Origin of the sequence: Azohydromonas lata NBRC 102462, assembly GCF_001571085.1 — a bacterium.
In the GTDB taxonomy this organism is placed as follows: Bacteria; Pseudomonadota; Gammaproteobacteria; order Burkholderiales; family Burkholderiaceae_C; genus Azohydromonas; species Azohydromonas lata.
Window position 1 is genome coordinate 1 of sequence record NZ_BCTC01000009.1, and the last position, 18,117, is coordinate 18,117.

15 protein-coding genes are annotated in these 18,117 nt (G+C 70.5%); 8 read left to right on the forward strand and 7 right to left on the reverse strand.

The window, feature by feature from the left end; translation table 11 throughout:
* Positions 1–86 precede the first annotated feature (86 nt).
* The 5 genes from ALA01S_RS32580 to ALA01S_RS05255 all read right to left on the reverse strand — a co-directional run bounded on the left by ALA01S_RS32580 (position 87) and on the right by ALA01S_RS05255 (position 5,070).
* The gene (locus ALA01S_RS32580) at positions 87–617 is read right to left on the reverse strand and encodes a hypothetical protein (RefSeq protein ID WP_066333018.1); all 531 of its coding nucleotides are present in this window, start codon (positions 615–617) and stop codon (positions 87–89) included.
* A gap of 143 nt (positions 618–760) precedes the next feature.
* Positions 761–1,444 (reverse strand): hypothetical protein, encoded by a 684-nt coding sequence (locus ALA01S_RS05240; protein ID WP_066333021.1) that lies wholly within the window; start codon positions 1,442–1,444, stop codon positions 761–763.
* A gap of 96 nt (positions 1,445–1,540) precedes the next feature.
* On the reverse strand, positions 1,541–1,861 hold the full coding sequence (locus tag ALA01S_RS05245) for a hypothetical protein (RefSeq protein ID WP_157118776.1): 321 nt from the start codon (positions 1,859–1,861) through the stop codon (positions 1,541–1,543).
* 431 nt (positions 1,862–2,292) lie between these two features.
* Positions 2,293–4,152, reverse strand: a complete 1,860-nt coding sequence (gene ilvD / locus ALA01S_RS05250; protein ID WP_066333030.1) for a dihydroxy-acid dehydratase — start codon at positions 4,150–4,152, stop codon at positions 2,293–2,295.
* A 195-nt stretch (positions 4,153–4,347) separates the two neighbouring features.
* The gene (locus ALA01S_RS05255) at positions 4,348–5,070 is read right to left on the reverse strand and encodes a hypothetical protein (RefSeq protein ID WP_066333034.1); all 723 of its coding nucleotides are present in this window, start codon (positions 5,068–5,070) and stop codon (positions 4,348–4,350) included.
* 236 nt (positions 5,071–5,306) lie between these two features.
* Here ALA01S_RS05255 and ALA01S_RS05260 point away from each other — a divergent pair, with 236 nt between their 5' ends.
* Positions 5,307–6,002, forward strand: coding sequence for a phosphatase PAP2 family protein (locus tag ALA01S_RS05260; protein ID WP_066333037.1), 696 nt, complete (start codon positions 5,307–5,309; stop codon positions 6,000–6,002).
* A gap of 39 nt (positions 6,003–6,041) precedes the next feature.
* Here the strand turns inward: ALA01S_RS05260 and ALA01S_RS05265 are convergent, their stop codons facing one another.
* Positions 6,042–6,995: a cation diffusion facilitator family transporter gene (locus tag ALA01S_RS05265; RefSeq protein WP_066333251.1), complete on the reverse strand. Its 954-nt coding sequence runs from the start codon at positions 6,993–6,995 to the stop codon at positions 6,042–6,044.
* 315 nt (positions 6,996–7,310) lie between these two features.
* On the opposite strand from ALA01S_RS05265, the gene ALA01S_RS05270 reads away from it, so the two are divergent.
* The 6 genes from ALA01S_RS05270 to ALA01S_RS05295 all read left to right on the forward strand — a co-directional run bounded on the left by ALA01S_RS05270 (position 7,311) and on the right by ALA01S_RS05295 (position 15,624).
* Complete coding sequence (locus ALA01S_RS05270) at positions 7,311–8,702, forward strand: OmpP1/FadL family transporter (protein ID WP_218011428.1); 1,392 nt, start codon at positions 7,311–7,313, stop codon at positions 8,700–8,702.
* 92 nt (positions 8,703–8,794) lie between these two features.
* Positions 8,795–9,478, forward strand: coding sequence for a TetR/AcrR family transcriptional regulator (locus tag ALA01S_RS05275; RefSeq protein ID WP_066333039.1), 684 nt, complete (start codon positions 8,795–8,797; stop codon positions 9,476–9,478).
* A gap of 36 nt (positions 9,479–9,514) precedes the next feature.
* A complete protein-coding gene (locus tag ALA01S_RS05280) occupies positions 9,515–11,302 on the forward strand; it encodes an acyl-CoA dehydrogenase C-terminal domain-containing protein (RefSeq protein ID WP_066333043.1) in 1,788 nt (595 codons plus the stop codon).
* Between the two features lie 36 nt (positions 11,303–11,338).
* On the forward strand, positions 11,339–13,726 hold the full coding sequence (locus ALA01S_RS05285; protein ID WP_066333045.1) for a 3-hydroxyacyl-CoA dehydrogenase/enoyl-CoA hydratase family protein: 2,388 nt from the start codon (positions 11,339–11,341) through the stop codon (positions 13,724–13,726).
* 21 nt (positions 13,727–13,747) lie between these two features.
* Positions 13,748–14,950, forward strand: a complete 1,203-nt coding sequence (locus ALA01S_RS05290) for an acetyl-CoA C-acyltransferase (RefSeq protein ID WP_066333048.1) — start codon at positions 13,748–13,750, stop codon at positions 14,948–14,950.
* A gap of 119 nt (positions 14,951–15,069) precedes the next feature.
* Positions 15,070–15,624, forward strand: a complete 555-nt coding sequence (locus tag ALA01S_RS05295; RefSeq protein WP_066333051.1) for a DedA family protein — start codon at positions 15,070–15,072, stop codon at positions 15,622–15,624.
* 70 nt (positions 15,625–15,694) lie between these two features.
* Here the strand turns inward: ALA01S_RS05295 and gcvA are convergent, their stop codons facing one another.
* The gene (gcvA, locus tag ALA01S_RS05300; RefSeq protein ID WP_066333061.1) at positions 15,695–16,663 is read right to left on the reverse strand and encodes a transcriptional regulator GcvA; all 969 of its coding nucleotides are present in this window, start codon (positions 16,661–16,663) and stop codon (positions 15,695–15,697) included.
* A gap of 55 nt (positions 16,664–16,718) precedes the next feature.
* Between gcvA and ALA01S_RS05305 the strand changes: the two genes are divergently transcribed.
* On the forward strand, positions 16,719–17,930 hold the full coding sequence (locus ALA01S_RS05305; RefSeq protein ID WP_066333062.1) for an MFS transporter: 1,212 nt from the start codon (positions 16,719–16,721) through the stop codon (positions 17,928–17,930).
* Positions 17,931–18,117 lie beyond the last annotated feature (187 nt).

Genomic DNA, 18,117 nt, shown 5'->3' on the forward strand with positions numbered 1-18,117 from the left:
GGCCCGCAGGGGTGCTGCGGGCCGGCCTGCCTTGCCGCCGCGGGCGCCGCCGTGCGGCGCCAGGCGTGTGGCGCGGGTGCGGGCTTTCAACGCCAGACCGTCAGCGAGCTGTCGCTGAGCCAGCCGAAGCCGCCGTTGACGGTGCGGGCATACACCTGGAGCCGGTAATTGCCTGCGGGCAACTGCACGCCCGTGGCGATGACGGTGGTGGTGGTCCAGCCGTCGTAGCCCGCCGTGCCGTTGGACGTGCAGAAGGCGTCCTGGCTGCCGGCGACGTTGGTGGGCGGCAGCACGGTGATGGCGCCGGTGGCGACGTTGACGGCGCGAATGTCCAGGCTCACCCAGGAGGACGTGGTGGCCGCGTCGTTGGCGCACTCGGCCGTGTAGCTGACGAGGAAGCGGCTGCCGGCCGGGACGAAGAAGGCTGGCGTCTGGTTGGCGCCGGCCGGCGTCAGCGGCATGAGCTGGCCGCCCGCGGTGATGCCGGCGAAATTGCCGGGCCGCGACATGGTGACCAGGATTTCGGCTTGCGCCGGGACGGCCGCGGCCAGTGCCGCCGCGCCCAACAGGCCAGCCAACACGGTGCGGGACGGCGCGAAAACGGATGTGAGCTTCATGTGTGCTCCTTGGCCGGGCCGTATCAAGCAGTCGCCGCGCGGGGCCCGGCAGGGCGCGGTGCCGCGGGAAGGTCGCCGCCCGCGTGCGGGCCGCGCCGCGCGGGGGCGGCACGGCCGGCGGCGCCGGCGGGCGGGGAAAGGGGTCAGGGCTGGCGCTGGCCTTGCTGCAGCGCCACGCCCTGGTCGTAGAGGCGCTCTATGCCGTCGAGCTGCTCGCGGGCGCGGGCCTGCAGCGGCGTGTAGGGGATGCGCAGCACGGCCTGCAGCCCGCTGCGCAGGTGGTCCACGTCGCCGGACTTGAGCTCCATGTAGCTGTCGAAGGCGGCCAGGCGCACGCGCTCGGAAGGGCCCTCGGCCATGAGGCGCATCAGCACGTCCTCGGCCACCAGCACGCCCGCCGTGCGCGACTGCACCAGCGCGTCGTAGCGCTGGGCCTCGCTGCCGTCGCGCAGCGCCTGCGCCAGCGGGGCGGCGGCGGGAGAGGCTGCGCTGGCATTGGCGGCGTCGCCCATGGCTGGTGTGCAGGCGCCGGGGCGCAGGGCCGCGCCCTGGCGGCAAAGCTCGTCCAGTATCCACAATGGCCGCTGGCGCAGCGCCTGCACGCTGGCGCTGCCGTCCTCGTGCAGGCGCACGCTGGGGGCGGTGCCGTCGCCGCTGCCCTCCTGCTCCGGCCGCGGCCAGGCCAGCGGGGAGGGGCTCAAGCTGGACGCCTCGGAAGACGGCGCCAGCACCGCCGCCGTGTGCAGCGCGGGCGCATGCAGGGCCCAGCCCAGCGCGGCCGAAGCCGCCGCCAGCGCCAGTGCGCTTGCGCCATGGATTGCGTTCATGCCCGACTCCTTCGCTGTTGGCCGTGTGGCGCTCCTGGGTGATCCAGGGCGGCGCGGCGGTTCAAGGCATTTCAGGTATCCGTCCAGCCCGCGGGGTCATTGCGGCGGCGGATCGTCTTCCAAGGTGGTTTCCATGGGGTCGGTCTCCGGCTGGGTGGGCGGCTCGGTGTGCGGTTTGGGCGCCGGTGTCGCGGGCAAGGCGGCGCCGGCCGGCGCGGTGACGGCGGTGGCGTGGGGCGCCTCGGTCACGGGCTGCGGCCAGGCCAGCACCGAAAAGCCCCGTCCGTCCGCCGCCGCCGTGGCCGTGGCGGGGGCCGCAGCGGCGGGCGGCACGGCGTCCGGCGCCAGCAGCACCCAGCTCGCGCCCACCGACAGCGCCATCAGCACCAACGTGCCCAGTCCTTTGGAAATCTTCATGAGCGGCTCCAGCGGGTTCGTTTCCTTGTGTTGGCGGGCGACGGCCAGGAGCGGGCACATGGGGTGCGCCGGCTGGTATGGCATCGCTGCATGTCTACAAGGTAGGTGTACGCCGGTTGGGCCACCACCACCGTGCGGTGGCACCCATGGACCTGCTCATGGGGGCGGGATGCGGCCCCGGCCGGTGGGTGGCGCCACCCCGTCTTCCTCCAGGCCGGTTCCTACCGTGGAGGGGCCCGCGCGGTGGCAGCGGCGTGCACCGCCGAGACCAAAGAAACACGCTGTTCACCACCGCAACACTTGGTGCGGGCTGGATACCGGGCCTTGCGCCGCCGACAAACGTTGTAAAGCGCCGGAAACGAAAAAGCCGCTCCGGGGAGCGGCCTGGACAGGCAGCGGGCGGGCCGGGCGGCCCACCGCAGGCGCAGCCGTCAGTCGTCCAGCAGCGACGGGTCGCGCACGGCGCCCTTGTCGGCCGACATCACCAGCTTGGCGTAGGCCTTGAGGGCGGCGGACACCTTGCGCGGGCGCGCTTGGGCGGGCTTCCAGCCCTTGGCGTTCTGCACCTCGCGGCGGTGTGCCAGCTCCTCGTCGGACAGCAGCACGTCGATGCTGCGGTTGGGGATGTCGATGCGGATGCGGTCGCCGTCCTTCACCAGGCCGATGGCGCCGCCGGCCGCCGCTTCCGGCGAGCAGTGGCCGATGGACAGGCCCGAGGTGCCGCCGGAGAAGCGGCCGTCGGTGAGCAGCGCGCAGGCCTTGCCCAGGCCCTTGGACTTGATGTAGCTCGTGGGGTAGAGCATTTCCTGCATGCCGGGGCCGCCCTTGGGGCCCTCGTAGCGGACGATCACCACGTCGCCGGCCTGGACCTTGCCGCTGAGGATGTTCTCCACCGCCTCGTCCTGCGACTCCGTCACGTGGGCCGTGCCTTCGAAGACCAGGATGCTCTCGTCCACGCCGGCGGTCTTCACCACGCAGCCGTCCAGGGCGATGTTGCCGGTGAGCACGGCCAGGCCGCCTTCCTTGGAGAAGGCGTGCTCGTAGGAGCGGATGCAGCCTTCGGCGCGGTCCAGGTCCAGGCTGGGCCAGCGGGTGTCCTGGCTGAAGGCGACCTGGGTCGGGATGCCGGCGGGGCCGGCCCTGTAGAAGGTCTGGACGGCCTCGTCCTGCGAGAGGGTGACGTCCCACTGCCGCAGGGCCTCGCCCAGCGTGGGCGCGTGCACGGTGGGCACGTCGGTGTGCAGCTTGCCGGCGCGCTGGAGCTCGCCCAGGATGGCGTAGATGCCGCCGGCGCGGTGCACGTCCTCGATGTGGTACTTGTTGGTGTTGGGCGCCACCTTGCAGAGCTGCGGGACGACGCGGGAGAGGCGGTCGATGTCGGCCATGGTGAAGGCGATGTCCGCCTCGCGCGCGATGGCCAGCAGGTGCAGGATGGTGTTGGTGGAGCCGCCCATGGCGATGTCCAGCGTCATCGCGTTCTCGAAGGCCTTGAAGCCCACGGAGCGCGGCAGCACGCGCTCGTCGTCCTGCTCGTAGTACTGGCGGGCCAGCTCCACGATGCGGCGGCCGGCGCGCTTGAACAGCTGCTCGCGGTCGGCGTGCGTGGCCACCACGGTGCCGTTGCCCGGCAGCGAGAGGCCCAGCGCCTCGGTCAGGCAGTTCATGGAGTTGGCCGTGAACATGCCGGAGCAGGAGCCGCAGGTGGGGCAGGCCGAGCGCTCGACCTCGGCCACGTCGGCGTCGGAGTAGGCCTGGTCGGCGGCCATGACCATGGCGTCCACCAGGTCCAGCTTGCGCAGCTCGATGGCCTTGGTGACGGGGTTGGCCAGCCGCGTCTTGCCGGCTTCCATGGGGCCGCCGGAGACGAAGATCACCGGGATGTTGAGCCGCATGGCGGCCATGAGCATGCCCGGGGTGATCTTGTCGCAGTTGGAGATGCACACCATGGCGTCGGCGCAGTGCGCGTTGACCATGTACTCCACCGAGTCCGCGATGATGTCGCGGCTGGGCAGCGAGTACAGCATGCCGTCGTGGCCCATGGCGATGCCGTCGTCCACGGCGATGGTGTTGAACTCCTTGGCCACGCCGCCGGCGGCTTCGATCTCGCGGGCCACGAGCTGGCCCAGGTCCTTCAGGTGCACGTGGCCGGGGACGAACTGGGTGAAGGAGTTGACCACCGCGATGATGGGCTTGGAGAAGTCATCGTCCTTCATGCCGGTGGCGCGCCACAGGGAGCGGGCGCCCGCCATGTTGCGGCCGGCGGTGGAAGTCTTGGAACGGTATGCGGGCATCGTGGGTGCTGAAGAAAGACGAGGGGGATGGCGGGCCCGGCGGATACAGGCCCCTTGCGCGCCCGTGCGAACAAGCTCTTGAGCCGCGCCCTGGGCAAACGCGCAATTATTGCCCACCCCCCGGCGGCGCCCGTCCCACGCGGCGGGCGGCGCTGCGGCGAAAGCCGGCGCAAGGTGCGCGCCAAGTGGCCGTCTTCAGCGCTCGCGCTGCACGGGGGATTCGGCGTCCTCGCGCTCGGCGCGCTCCAGCAGGTCCAACTGCTCGCGGGCCTGGGTCTGTATGACGGTGTTGGGCACGCGCAGTGCGTCCTGCATGGCCGCGCGCAGCTCCTGCAGCGTGCCGGAGCTGGCGTCCACGTAGTCCTCGAAGGCCTCCTGGCGCATGCGCTCGGAGGGGTCGTTGCGCATGATGGACAGCAGCGTCTCCTTGGGCACCAGCACGCCGTTGCCGCGGGCCTGCTGCAGGCTTTCGAAGCGCACCTGCTCGCTGGCGTCGTTGAGGCGGCGCAGCACCTCGCTGTCGCTGCCGTAGCTGGCGGGCGCCGTGCCCGGCGCGGGGGACGGTGCGGCGGGCATGGGCGTGTCCAGCGCGGTGGTGGTGGTGCAGCCGGGCAGGCCGCGCGCGCCCTGGCGGCAGAGCTCGGCCAGCACCCAGGCCGGCGGCTTGCGCTGCACCTGCAGGCTGGCGCTGCCGTCGGGGTGCAGTTGCACCACGTCGTCCGCGCCTGGCGCGGGGTCGGCCTGCGGGAAGGCCATGAGCGAGCCGTTGGAGCGCCCCTGCGTGGGCATGGAGGCCGGCGGCTGTTGCGGGGCGGCGGGCGGTGCGGGGTCCGGCTGCGCCAGCCCGTGCAGCACCCAGCCGCCGCCGGCGGACACCAGCACCAGCGCCAGCGTCCCGAGTGCGGATCCCAGCCTCATCGTCGTCCTCCTGTGTCGTGCTTGCTTGATTGGCGGCCTGTTGACGCGGCAGCGCAGGCATAGCGCGCCGGGTTGCGCCTTGTCCAGCCGTGGCGCGGTTGCCGTTGGGACAGGAGGTAACGTGCGCGGGGGCGCCGTGGTTCGGGGCCCCTGCCGGGGAACCCGGGCCGGCGGGCGAGCCTCTTGCCCTGTGCACCGCCGCGCGGTGGCGGCCCGGTGTGGGCCAAAGGAGCGACATGAGAAATTTGTGGACGCGGCGCCCGGAGCCGCGGGTGCTGGCCGCGCTGCTGGCGGCAGCGGCGGGCTTGTGGGCCTTCATCGCGCTGAGCGAGGAGGTGGGCGAGGGCGAGCTGCACACGCTGGACCGCGCCATCCTGCTGGCGATGCGCAACCCGGCCGACCCGTCGGACCCGCTTGGGCCGCGCTGGTTCGAGGAATTCATGCGCGACCTCACCGGGTTGGGCGGCCATGGCGTGCTTGGGCTGGTGCTGCTGGCGGTGTGCAGCTATTTGCTGCTGGCGGGCTTGCGGCGCACGGCCGCGTCGGTGCTGGCGTCCAGCTTGAGCGGGATGCTGCTGTCCTGGCTGCTCAAGGGCTTGTTCGACCGGCCGCGGCCGGACCTGGTGCCGCACGGCGCCTACGTGCTTTCGCCCAGCTTTCCCAGCGGGCACGCCCTGCTGTCGGCACTGGTCTACCTGACGCTGGCGGCGCTGGTGGCGCGGCAGCTCCCGCACCGGCGGCTGCGGCTGCACGTGGTCTGCGTGGCGGTGGTGCTGACCTTGCTGGTGGGCATCAGCCGCGTCTATTTGGGCGTGCACTGGCCCAGCGACGTGCTGGCCGGCTGGGCCATAGGCGCGGCGTGGGCGCTGGCGTGGTGGGGCATCGCGCAGGCGCTGCGCCCGCCGCCGGGGCACCCGTCGCAGGAGCAATAGGCACGGGCCACGTGGGCAGGCCACCGGCGCGCGATGCCCTCACAGGGGTGCCGCGGGCGCGGGCATGTCTTCCGGGGTGGGCGCCTTCACCGCCAGCGCCGTGACGGGCTGGACGCTGATGCGCTTGATCACGGGAAAGCGCGCCTGCACGTCGCGGCGCAGCGCGGCGGTGGCGGCGGCCACGTGCTGCACGGGCACATCCTCGTCGAACACCAGCTCCAGCGTGAGCAGCACCTCGTCGCGGCCGATGTACATGGACAGCGGCCAGCCCGCCTCGCGCACGCCGGGCTGCGCCAGGGCCAGGGCGCGGATGTCGCGCGCGGTGGTGGCGCGTATGCCTTCGCCTATGAGCAGCCCGCGCGACTCGCGCACCAGCAGGATGGCCACGCCGGCCAGGATGAGGCCGATCACCGCCGAGGCCGCGCCGTCCAGCGCCGGCTCGTGGAGCCACTGGCTGGCGCCTATGCCCACGAAGGCCACCAGCAGGCCCAGCAGCGCGGCCGAGTCCTCGGCCATCACGGTGTAGGTGGTAGGGTCCTTGCTGGAGCGCAGCGCCTGCCAGAAGGGGCGCCCGGTGTTCTCGCGGCGGAACTGGCGCAGCGCAACGAGGAAGCTCGCGCCCTCGAACAGCACGGCCGCGCCCAGGACGATGAGGTTCCAGCGCACGTCCGTCATGGGCTCGGGGTGGCGCATGTGCTGTATGCCCTCGAACAGCGACACGCCCCCGCCGATGCCGAAGATCAGTACCGCCACGATGAGGCTCCAGAAGTAGAGCTCCTTGCCGTGGCCGAAGGGGTGCTCGGGGCTGGGCGGGCGCTCGCTGAGCTTGGTGCCCACCAGCAGCAGCACGCCGTTGCCCGTGTCCACGGCGGAGTGGATGCCCTCGGACAGCATGGCCGAGCTGCCGGTGATGCCGGCCACCACGAACTTCGTCACCGCGATCGCCACGTTGGCGCCTATGGCGCCGTAGATCGCCGCCCGGCTTTCGGCCATGCGCGTGCTCCCTTGCTGCTGTTCCTGGGCGCGTCCCGGCGGGCGCGCGATGGCGGCTTCCGGCAAGGCCTGTTCCCCGGCCCCTGCAGGCCCGCCGGACCCGGGATTTGCACGGGGCTGCGCCTGGCAGCGTCCTGGGTACGTGCCTTGCCGCGTGGCGCGTCGTTGCCCATGCGCCACAGGCTGGCGTTCTCACGTACGGCGTGCCATGGACTTCACCCGCATGCTTGCCATACGGAACGCGTGCGCCGCGTCGCGCGCGCATCCATCTTGATGTTCCTCACGTCCGACATGTCATCACGCAGGAGACCAGGCATGACCAAGAACCCGCTGAACCCCCGCTTGCACAAGCCGGCTCTCAAGGCCGTGCCGGCCGCGCTGCTTGGGCTGCTGGGCTGCTCGCTGGCGCAGGCCGCGGGGTTTCAGCTGCTGGAGCAGAACGCCAGCGGCATAGGCACGGCCTATGCCGGCTCGGCGGCCGTGGCCGACAACGCCAGCACCATCTACTTCAACCCTGCGGGCATGACGGAGCTGCGCGACCGCGAGATCTCGTTGGGCGGCTCGCTGGTGGGTGCCAGCGCCAAGTTTCATGACCGCGGCTCCGCGGTGGACACGCTGGCCGGCTCGGGCAATGGCGGCAATGCGGGCACAACCAATCTCGTGCCCAACGCCTACCTGAGCTGGAAGCTCGCCGACCGGCTCTGGGGCGGCCTGGGCCTCAGCGTGCCCTTCGGCTTGCGCACCGAGTACGACAGCCGATGGGTGGGCGCGGCGCACGCCATCCACTTCGACGTCAAGACGCTCAACATCAACCCTTCGCTGGCCTTCAAGGTCGACGACACGCTCTCGCTGGGTGCGGGCCTCAACTACCAGCGCATGAGCGCCGATTACCTGCGTGGCATCAGCACCCAGCCGCTGCCGGTGGCGCCGGGCGTCGTATTGCCGCTCAACACCTCGACGGTGCTGTTCCGGGCCAACGACTGGTCCTGGGGCTGGAACGTCGGCGCCCTGTTCAAGCCCAGCGCCGACACGCGCATAGGCGTGTCCTACCGCTCGGCCATCAAGCACACGCTCAGCGGCGATCTGCGCACCTACTCGCCCGGCGCGCCGGCACCGCTGGCGCAGGCCGTCGGCAGCATCGGCAACAGCGATGCGTACACGCGTATCAAACTGCCCGAGACGCTGATCGCCTCCGTGGCGCAGCGGCTGAGCTCGCAGTGGGAGGTGCTGGGCGATGTGTCGTGGACACGCTGGAACGACATCCAAGACGTCAAGCTCGTGCGCTCCACCAGTGTGGCCAGGCCCGTTTCCCCGTCGGGCGCCGCCGGCGGCACCGCGCAAACGCTGGAAGCCGACTTCCGCAACTCCTGGCGCGTGGCCCTGGGCGCGAACTACACGCTCAACAGCGCCTGGACGCTCAAGGGCGGTCTGGCTTTCGACCGCACACCGGTGCAAGGGGCGGCCACCACGCTGGTGTCGCTGCCCGATGCCAACCGCACTTGGCTGTCGGCCGGCGCCCAGTGGCGGCCCTCCACGGACAGCCGGGTGGACTTCGGCGTGGCCTACATCTTCATGAAGGACGCCGACATCAACAACAACCAGTCGCCCACCGGCACACCGCCCGTCGTCCCCAGCCGTGGCACCGTCAACGGCAGCTACGACAACCGCATCTGGCTCCTGGGCGTGCAGTACTCGCAAGCCTTCTGAGTCCATCCCCCGTCCGTAAAAACCCCCCTTGAGACGGGGAAAGGGTGCTGTCTAAAATAGAACGAACGTTCGTTTTAAGGCGGCACCCCACGATGACTTCTTCCCGGACGGCTGACGCGCCAGGCACGCCGGCGAGGCCCACCAAGGGCCAGGCCACGCGCGCGGCCATCTTGGAGGCGGCCTTGGCGCACGCGCTGCATGCGGGGCTGGAGGGCTTGTCCATAGGCCTGCTGGCCGAGCGCACGGGCATGAGCAAGTCCGGCGTGTTCGCCCACTTCGGCTCGCGCGAGGATTTGCAGATCGCCGTGATCCACGAATACCACCGGCGCTTCTCGGCCGAGGTGTTCGAGCCCGCGCTGCGCCAGCCGCGCGGGCTGCCGCGGCTGCGGGTGCTGTTCGAAAACTGGCTGGAGCGCGTGACGGCGGAGCTGGCCGCGGGCTGCATCTACATCAGCGGCGCGGTGGAGTTCGACGACCGCCCGGGCGCCGTGCGCGACGCGCTGGTGGCCATGGTGGGCGGCTGGCACGCGGCGCTGGAGCGCGCCATTGCGCTGGCCGTGAGCGAAGGCCACTTGCGTTCTGACGCCGAGCCGGCGCAACTGCGCTTCGAGATCCACGGGCTCATCCTGGCCGTGCACCACGACGCGCGGCTGCTGCGCCGCACCGACGCGCCGCGCCGCGCCCGCCTGGGCTTCAACCGCATCGTCGAGCGCTGGGCCGCTGGTGACCAAGCCTCGGCCGGCATGTCCCAGGCCCCTGCCGCCGCGCGCGGCTGAGCGGCGCAACGATCCCTGCACCTCAAGGAGAGTCTCATGCCCACGTACACGCCTCCGCTGCGCGACATGCAGTTCGTCCTGCACGAGATGCTGCAGGTTGCCGACGTGTTCAAGGCCCTGCCGCGGCATGCGGACGTGGACGCCGACACCATCAACGCCGTGCTGGAGGAAGCCGGCAAGTTCGCCGCCGGGGTGGTCACGCCGCTCAACGCCGTGGGCGACCGCGAAGGTTGCACGCTCGACAAGGCGACGCACGAGGTGCGCACGCCGACCGGATTCAAGGCGGCCTACGGGCAGTTCGTGGCCGGGGGCTGGGGGGCGCTGTCCTGCGACCCCGAGTACGGCGGGCAGGGTCTGCCCATCGTGCTCAACCAGTGCCTGTACGAGATGCTGAATTCCGCCAGCCAGGCCTGGACCATGTACCCGGGCCTGTCGCACGGCGCCTACGAATGCCTGCACGCGCACGGCACGGACGAGCAAAAGCAGCTCTACCTGCCCAAGCTCACCAGCGGCGAGTGGAGCGGCACCATGTGCCTGACCGAGCCGCATTGCGGCACGGACCTGGGCCTGCTGCGCACCAAGGCCGAGCCGCAGGCCGACGGCAGCTACCGCCTCACGGGGCAGAAGATCTTCATCTCCGCCGGCGAGCACGACCTGGCGGCCAACATCGTGCACCTGGTGCTGGCGCGGCTGCCGGACGCGCCCCCGGGCAGCAAGGGCATCTCGCTGTTCGTGGTGCCCAAGTTCATGCCGCAGGCCGATGGCGCCCTGGGTGCGCGCAACGGCATCTTCTGCTCGGGGCTGGAGCACAAGATGGGCATTCACGGCAACGCCACCTGCCAGATGGTGCTGGAGGGCGCGCACGGCACGCTGGTTGGGCAGCCCAACCAGGGCCTGCAGGCCATGTTCGTGATGATGAATGCCGCGCGGCTGGGCGTGGGGATGCAGTCCCTGGGCCTCACCGAGGTGGCCTACCAGAACGCCGTGGCCTACGCGAAGGACCGGTTGCAGATGCGCGCGCTCTCCGGCCCAAAGGCGCCGGACAAGCCGGCCGACCCCATCATCGTCCACCCCGACGTGCGCCGCATGCTGCTGACCGCGCGTGCCTATGCCGAGGGCGGGCGGGCGCTGGCCATGTACAGCGCGCTGCTGCTGGACCAGGCGCATGCCTGCGAAGACGAAGACGAGCGCAACGAGGCCGCCGAGCTGCTGGCGCTGCTCACGCCCATCGTGAAGGCCTTCCTCACCGACAACGGCTGGACGGCCACGTCCGAATGCCTGGGCGTGTATGGCGGGCACGGCTACATCGCCGAATGGGGCATGGAGCAGTTCGTCCGCGACGCGCGCATCAACATGATTTACGAGGGCACCAACACCATCCAGGCGCTGGACCTGCTGGGCCGCAAGGTGCTGGGCGACAACGGCAAGCGCATGAAGATCTTTGCCGCCAAAGTGCGCGAGCTGATCGAGCAGGAAGGCGTCAACGAGTCGCTGCAGGAGTTCATCAACCCGCTGGCCGACCTGGGCGACAAGGTCGTGAAGCTCACGACGGAGCTGGGCTTCAAGGCCTTCCAGAACCGCGACGAGGTGGGCGCTGCCGCCGTGGACTACCTGCGCGTGTGCGGCCATCTGGTGTTCGCCTACCTCTTCGTGCTGCAGGCGCGCATTGCCGTGCGCAAGCAGGGCGAGGACGCCTTCTACCGCGCCAAGCTGGCCACCATCCGCTTCTACTTTGCCAAGCTGTTGCCTGAGACCGCGATGCTGATCCGGCGCGCCCGCAGCGGGGCGCAGCCGCTGATGGCGATGGACGAGGCGCTGTTCTGAGCCCCGCGGCTTGACCCTTTACCGGAGGACGACCCCATGAGATTCCAGGTCCGCAAGGCCGCCGTGCTCGGCGCCGGCGTGATGGGCGCGCAGATCGCGGCCCACTTCATCAACGTGCGCGTGCCGGTGGTGCTGTTCGACCTGCCGGCCAAGGAAGGGCCCAAGAACGGCATCGCCGTCAAGGCGGTGGAGAACCTCAAGAAGCTCAAGCCGGCGCCGCTTGGCCTGGCCGAGGAGGCGGCGCTCATACGCGCGGCCAACTACGAGGACGACCTGGCGCTGCTGGCCGAGTGCGACCTGGTGATCGAGGCCATCGCCGAGCGCATGGACTGGAAACAGGACCTCTACGCGAAGATCGCCCCGCACGTGGCGCCGCACGCCATCCTGGCCTCCAACACGTCCGGCTTGTCGATCACGCAACTGGCGCAGGGGCTGCCGGACAGCGTGCAGGAGCGCTTTTGCGGCATCCACTTCTTCAACCCGCCGCGCTACATGCAGCTCGTGGAGCTGATTCCCGCGCCGCGCACCGCACCGGGCATCCTGGACCAGCTCGAAACCTTCGTGACCACCGGGCTGGGCAAGGGCGTGGTGCGGGCCAAGGACACGCCCAACTTCATCGCCAACCGCGTGGGCGTGATGAACATGCTGGCCACCATGGTGGAGGCCGAGCGCTTCAAGCTCGGCTACGACGTGGTGGACGACCTCACGGGCAAGAAGCTGGGCCGCGCCAGCTCCGGCACCTTCCGCACGGCCGACGTGGTGGGCCTGGACACGCTGGCGCACGTGGTGCGCACCATGCAGGAGCAGTTGCCCAACGATCCGTTCAACCCACACTTCGCCACGCCGCCCGTGCTGGCCGGGCTGATCGCCCAGGGCGCGCTTGGGCAGAAGGCGGGGGCGGGTTTCTACAAGAAGGTGGGCAAGGACATCCTGCACCTGGACCCCGAGAAGCGCGACTACGTGCCCTCCGGCGCCAAGGCCGACGAGATCATCGGCCGCATGCTCAAGAAGCCGGCGCCGGAGCGGCTGAAGCTGCTGCGCGAGGCGAGCAACCCGCAGGCGCAGTTCCTGTGGGCCATCCTGCGCGACGGTTTCCACTACGCGGCCGTGCACCTGCACGACATTGCCGAGTCGGCGCGGGACGTGGACCTCGCCCTGCGCTGGGGCTTCGGCATGGCGCAGGGGCCCTTCGAGCTGTGGCAGGCCGCGGGCTGGACGCAGGTGGCGCAGTGGATTCGCGAGGACATCGCCGCGGGCAAGACGCTGTCCAGCGCGCCGCTGCCGGCCTGGGTGTTCGAGGGCCCGGTGGCCGAGCGCGGCGGCGTGCACGTGCCGGAGGGCTCGTGGAGCGCGTCGCAGGGCCGCTTCGTGCCCAAGCACGCGCTGCCGGTGTACGAGCGCCAGCTCTTTCCCGAGAGCGTGGCCGGCTTGGGCGCCAACGCGCTGCAGTCGGGCACGGAACTGTTCAGGAACGAGGAGCTGCGCGCCTGGACGCTGGACGGCGAGGTGCTCATCGCCAGCATCACCTCCAAGATGCACCTCATCAGCCCAACCGTCACCGAAGGGCTGATGAAGGCCGTGGAGCTTGCGGAAGAGCGCTTCAAGGGGCTGGTGGTCTGGTCGCCGGACGACATGTTCTCCGCCGGCGCCAACCTCGAAGCGCTCATGCCGGTGTTCATGGCCAAGGGGCCGGCGGGCATAGACCCGGAGGAGAAGAAGCTGCAGCAGCTCATGCTGCGCGTGCGCTACGCGCAGGTGCCGGTGGTGGCTGCGCTGCGCGGCATTGCGCTGGGCGGCGGGTGCGAGCTCATCGTCCACTGCGCGCGGCGCGTGGCGGCGATGGAGAGCTACGTCGGCCTGGTGGAAGTGGGCGTGGGCCTGATCCCGGGCGCGGGCGGCCTGACCTACATCGCCCGCCGTGCCGCGGAAAAGGGTGCGGCCGCCCCCAACACGGACCTGCTGCCCTTCCTCAAGGAAGGTTTCACGGCGGCCGCCATGGCCACGGTGGGCACGGGCGCGCTGGATTCGCGCCGGCTGGGCTACCTGTTGGAGAGCGACCTCGTCGTCCCGCACAAGGATGAGCTGCTCTATGTCGCGCTCAACGAGGTGCGGGCCCTGGCCGCTTGCGGCTACCGGCCGCCGCTGCGGCGCAGCTTCCCGGTGGCGGGGCGCTCCGGCATCGCGACCATAGAGACCCAGCTCGTGGGCATGCGCGACGGCGGCTTCATCAGCGCTCACGACTTCCGCATCGCCCGCATGATCGCCGACGTGGTTTGCGGCGGCGACGTGGACGCGGGCACGCTGGTGACCGAGGACTACCTCATGGCCCTGGAGCGCAAGCATTTCTGCACGCTGCTGGCACACCCCAAGACCCAGGAACGCATCATGGGCCTGCTGCAGACCGGCAAGCCCGTGCGCAACTGAACCCCGCGAGGAACACACGACATGAGTACGGTGCAAGTTCAGGAGGCCTACATCGTCGCGGCGACGCGCACGCCCATAGGCAAGTCCGGCCGGGGTTGCTTCCGCAACACGCGGCCCGACGACTTACTCATCGCCGCGCTGCGCGGCGCGATGGCGCAGGTGCCGTCGCTGGACCCGGCGGCCATCGAGGACGCCATCGTCGGCTGCTCCTTCCCCGAGGCCGAGCAGGGCATGAACGTGGCGCGCATGGCGGTGCTGCTGGCCGGCCTGCCCTCGTCGGTGGGCGGGGCGACGGTCAACCGCTTCTGCGCCTCCGGCCTCACGGCGATCCAGATGGCGGCCGACCGCATACGCGTGGGCGAGGCGGACGTGGTGATCGCCGGCGGCGTGGAGTCCATGAGCCTGGTGCCCATGGGCGGCAACAAGCCGTCCTTCAACCCCGAGATGTTCACGCGCGACGAGAACGTGGGCATCGCCTACGGCATGGGCCTGACGGCCGAGAAGGTGGCGGCGCAGTGGAAGGTGAGCCGCGAGCGGCAGGACGAGTTCGCCCTCGCGTCGCACCAGAAGGCCGTGGCGGCGATTGCCGGCGGCGAGGCGCGCGACGCCATCACGCCGGTGGAAGTGATAGAGCGCCGGCCCAACCTGGACACCGGCGACGTGGTGAAGACCAGCCGCCTGGTGGACACCGACGAGGGCCCGCGCCTCGACACCACGCTGGAGGGGCTGGCCAAGCTCAAGCCGGTGTTCGCCGCCAAGGGCTCGGTGACCGCGGGCAACAGCTCGCAGACCAGCGACGGCGCGGGCGCGCTCATCCTGGCCAGCGAGGCTGCGGTCAAGCGCTTCAACCTGCAGCCCCTGGCGCGCTTCGTGAGCTTCGCGGTGAAGGGCGTGCCGCCGGAGATCATGGGCATTGGGCCGATCGAGGCCATTCCGGCCGCGCTCAAGCGCGCGGGCATCTCCCAGAACGACCTGGACTGGATCGAGCTGAACGAGGCCTTCGCGGCGCAGGCGCTGGCCGTGATCGACAGCGTGGGGCTGGACCGCGGCAAGCTCAACCCTTACGGGGGCGCCATTGCCTTGGGCCACCCGCTGGGCGCCACGGGCGCCATACGCGCGGCCACGCTCATCCACGGCCTGCGCCGCCGTGGCGGGCGCTACGGGATGCTGACCATGTGCGTGGGCACGGGGCAGGGGGCGGCGGGCATCTTCGAGCGGCTGTAGGCGCAGCTCGGGGCGGCGGTGATGCAGGGGGGGCCGGCGCCAGCCCTGCGATGGCCCTGCGCGCGCGGGCGCCCGGCTCGCGAATTGCTGAAGCGGCCCGCGGTGCAAGGAGGTGGTGCATGGACCTGAGCGCGCTCATCGAAACCCACGGCTACTGGATGCTGGCGCTGGGCTGCCTGCTCGAAGGCGAGACCCTGCTGGTGCTGGCGGGCTTCGCTGCGCATGAGGGCCACTTGAACCCCTGGGCTGTGTTCGGCCTCGCCACCGTCATGGCCATGGTGGGCGACCAGATTTACTTCTGGCTGGGCCGCTGGCGCGGGCCGCAACTGCTGGCGCGCTATCCCAAGCTCCATGCCAAGGCTGAGCGCGTGCAAGCGTTGCTGGAGCGCTGGCATGCGCCCCTGATCATCGGCCTGCGCTTCGCTTACGGGCTGCGCATCGCCGGGCCGCTGTTCATAGGCGCCTCGCCGCTGCCGGCCTGGCGCTTCATCGTCTACAACGGCGTGGGCGCCGTGATTTGGGCCGCGGTGGTGGGCGGCATCGGCTGGAGCTTTGGCGCTGCCGCGCAGGCGCTGCTGGGCGAGCTGCAGCGCTACCAGATGGCGCTCATGGGCGCGCTCGTGGGCCTGGCGCTGCTGGTGTGGGTGTGGCGGCACCGAGGGCGCGGGCACTGAGCGTCGGTTTCCCAAACGCCTGGCGACAAGGCTCGCGGCGTCTCAGGGCACTTGGCCAATCTCCCTGGCGTCATGCTGTCGGGGGCATGCCCGGCTCTTGCGCCGCGGCTTGCACCAGCCAATCTCTGAAGGCCGACACGGCCGCGTCGCTCTCGCGCTCGGTGGCAAGCACCATCACGTAGTCCGGTGCGCGCCAGGTCTGTGCCGGCAGCGGACACACAAGACGCCCGGCGGCAAGATCGCGCCGTATCAGCGGCAGTGAGGCCAGCGCCACGCCCAGGCCTTCCACCGCGGCGGCCTGCTGCAGGAAGACGTGCTCGAACTCCATCTGCCGCAGCGGCCGCAGCCCGGAAGCGCCCGCCTCGCGCAGCCATCGCATCCAGGCGCCCTTGGTGCTGGCGGAGTGCAGCAGCGTGTGGTGGCGAAGATCGGCGACGTCGCGGATCGGGTGCTGCGTCAGCAGGGCCGGGCTGCACGCGGGCAGGCGCACGTCTGCCATCAGTACACGCGACTCCAGGCCGACGCTCTGTTCATGCCCGGATCGCACGCCGATGTCGAAGGTGCCGCCTACGTAGCGCAATCTGCGCGACGTGGTGGACACCTGCACGTCGATCTCGGGGAACTGCCCGCAAAAATCGGGCAACCGTGGCAGCAGCCAGCTCACCGCGAAGCTGACCAGGGCGCTGACTCGAACGGTGCCCGAGGGGCGCCGAGCTGACCCCCGGTCGCGCAGCCGGGCGGTGCCCGTGGCCAGCCGGTCGAAGGCATCGCTGACGTCACCCAGCAGGGCCGCGCCTTCGTCGGTCAGGCGCACGCCGCGCGCGCGGCGCTCGAACAGCGGCTTGCCGAACCAATCTTCCAAAAGGCGGATCTGCTTGCCGACCGCCCAATGGGTGACGTTGAGTTGGGCCGCCGCGGCCGTGAAGCTGCCGTGCTGGGCCACCGCTTCAAAGCTGCGCAGCGCATTGAGCGGCGGCAGCCGCGAGCGCTCCACGCCGGCTTCGGCCTCTTCGGTGTTGGTGGGACTTTTTCTCCCCATAGACGCAATATTACGTCTGTGGTGGCGTGGCTTGCGAATGCTTACGATCCAGCGCATGACGACGCCCTCCCTCGCTCCCGATTCGACTGGGCGCCAGCACGCCACGCCGAAGGCGAACCGGGTGCTGTGGCTGTCTTGCACGGCGCATGCCCTGCACGACGGCTACACCGACCTGATCTACGTGCTGCTGCCGGTGTGGCAGACGGAATTCAGCCTGACTTACGGCGCGCTGGCCATGCTGCGCGCGGTCTACGGCGGCACCATGGCCTGCCTGCAGCTCTCGGCCGGCCGGTTGTCGCAGCGGATCGGGCGTCGAACGGTGCTGGCGCTGGGCACGCTGCTGGCGGCACTGGGCTATGCGGCGGCCAGCCTATCGGGAGGCCTGCTCGGCCTGTGCGTGGCGCTGGCGGTGGCCGGTTGCGGGTCCAGTACCCAGCATCCACTGGCTTCTTCGGCCGTGTCGCACGCCTACGGCCCACGCGCCCGGGGACCGCTGGGCATCTACAACTTCGCTGGCGACCTGGGCAAGGCCGCATTGCCGGCAGCCCTGTCGTTTCTCGTGGCCGGGATGCCGTGGCGCCATGCGCTGTGGGTGGTCACCGCACTGGGTGTCCTGGTCGCGGCAAGCATTGCACTTTTCCTCCCGTCTCTGCCGCACGACACGCCGAAAGTGCAGCGTCAGAAAAGGGAAGTGCCGGACGCATCGAGCCGCGGCTTCCAACTGCTGCTGGCCATAGGCGTGCTCGACACCGCGGTGCGCATGGGCATGCTGACTTTTTTGCCCTTTCTGCTGCAGGCCAAGGGGATCTCGCCGCCCATGCTGGGCACGGCCCTGGCGATGGTGTTCATCGGCGGCGCTGCCGGAAAGTTCGTCTGCGGGTGGCTGGGCGAGCGCCTCGGCGTGACGGGCACGGTGCTGGTGACCGAAGGCGGCACGGCGGCATGCATCGTGGCCGTGCTGCTGTGCCCGCTGGGGCCGGCACTCGTGCTGCTCCCGCTCCTGGGCCTGATGCTCAACGGCACATCGTCGGTGCTCTACGGCACGGTGCCGGACCTCGCTCGGCCGGACGGCATCGAGCGCGCTTTCGCCGTGTTCTACACGGGCACCATCGCTTCAGGCGCGCTGTCGCCCATCGTCTATGGCTTTTGGGGGGACTACATGGGCATCCAAACGGCAACCGTGACGACGGCACTGACGGCGCTGGCGATCGTGCCGCTGGCACTGGCACTCCACCCGCGCCTGGCGCCGGCGACACCACGTGGCTAGCACTACAGCCGGGCTTTGCCTTTACGAAGGCGGTGCGTCCAGTGGCATTGCTTGGCGCATTGCTGATGGCGTCGTCGCCAATGAGACCAAGCCAGGATCGCTTCGCCCACCGGGTGCGACGTGAACACAAACGCGATGAGAAGCCGGCGCACCTCCGGCTCGGTGAACGGCAAGAGTTGCGCCAGAG

Coding starts and splice junctions, on each gene's coding strand:
- ALA01S_RS32580 (WP_066333018.1), bottom strand. CDS start 617: ATGAAGCTCACATCCGTTTTCGCGCCGTCCCGCACCGTGTTGGCTGGC.
- ALA01S_RS05240 (WP_066333021.1), bottom strand. CDS start 1,444: ATGAACGCAATCCATGGCGCAAGCGCACTGGCGCTGGCGGCGGCTTCG.
- ALA01S_RS05245 (WP_157118776.1), bottom strand. CDS start 1,861: ATGAAGATTTCCAAAGGACTGGGCACGTTGGTGCTGATGGCGCTGTCG.
- ilvD (WP_066333030.1), bottom strand. CDS start 4,152: ATGCCCGCATACCGTTCCAAGACTTCCACCGCCGGCCGCAACATGGCG.
- ALA01S_RS05255 (WP_066333034.1), bottom strand. CDS start 5,070: ATGAGGCTGGGATCCGCACTCGGGACGCTGGCGCTGGTGCTGGTGTCC.
- ALA01S_RS05260 (WP_066333037.1), top strand. CDS start 5,307: ATGAGAAATTTGTGGACGCGGCGCCCGGAGCCGCGGGTGCTGGCCGCG.
- ALA01S_RS05265 (WP_066333251.1), bottom strand. CDS start 6,995: ATGGCCGAAAGCCGGGCGGCGATCTACGGCGCCATAGGCGCCAACGTG.
- ALA01S_RS05270 (WP_218011428.1), top strand. CDS start 7,311: ATGACCAAGAACCCGCTGAACCCCCGCTTGCACAAGCCGGCTCTCAAG.
- ALA01S_RS05275 (WP_066333039.1), top strand. CDS start 8,795: ATGACTTCTTCCCGGACGGCTGACGCGCCAGGCACGCCGGCGAGGCCC.
- ALA01S_RS05280 (WP_066333043.1), top strand. CDS start 9,515: ATGCCCACGTACACGCCTCCGCTGCGCGACATGCAGTTCGTCCTGCAC.
- ALA01S_RS05285 (WP_066333045.1), top strand. CDS start 11,339: ATGAGATTCCAGGTCCGCAAGGCCGCCGTGCTCGGCGCCGGCGTGATG.
- ALA01S_RS05290 (WP_066333048.1), top strand. CDS start 13,748: ATGAGTACGGTGCAAGTTCAGGAGGCCTACATCGTCGCGGCGACGCGC.
- ALA01S_RS05295 (WP_066333051.1), top strand. CDS start 15,070: ATGGACCTGAGCGCGCTCATCGAAACCCACGGCTACTGGATGCTGGCG.
- gcvA (WP_066333061.1), bottom strand. CDS start 16,663: ATGGGGAGAAAAAGTCCCACCAACACCGAAGAGGCCGAAGCCGGCGTG.
- ALA01S_RS05305 (WP_066333062.1), top strand. CDS start 16,719: ATGACGACGCCCTCCCTCGCTCCCGATTCGACTGGGCGCCAGCACGCC.